This is a genomic window from Polaribacter sargassicola (assembly GCF_021991835.1).
GTDB classification, from domain to species: Bacteria; Bacteroidota; Bacteroidia; order Flavobacteriales; family Flavobacteriaceae; genus Polaribacter; species Polaribacter sargassicola.
The window spans coordinates 1-286 of sequence record NZ_JAHDAU010000210.1; the positions used below are offsets into that span (position 1 = coordinate 1).

The window sequence follows — 286 nt, forward strand, 5'->3', positions numbered from 1 at the left end:
CTGGTCCATGAAGACCACGCGGTCGGCGACCTCGCGGGCGAACCCGATCTCGTGGGTGACGACGACCATGGTCATGCCCTCCTCGGCGACCTGGCGCATGGTGCTGAGCACCTCGCCGACCAGCTCCGGGTCCAGGGCGCTGGTGGGCTCGTCGAACATCATCAGCCGCGGCTCCATGGCGAGCGCGCGTGCGATGGCCACGCGCTGCTGCTGACCTCCCGAGAGCTGATTCGGGTAGGAGCCCGCCTTGTCCTCCAGGCCGACCTTCGCCAGCAGCTCGTGCGCG

At 69.6% G+C, this 286-nt stretch carries 1 protein-coding gene; it reads right to left on the reverse strand.

Annotated elements, in window-relative coordinates:
• A partial coding sequence (locus KI686_RS16525; RefSeq protein WP_237590406.1) for an ATP-binding cassette domain-containing protein occupies positions 1-286 on the reverse strand: 286 nt, incomplete at both ends.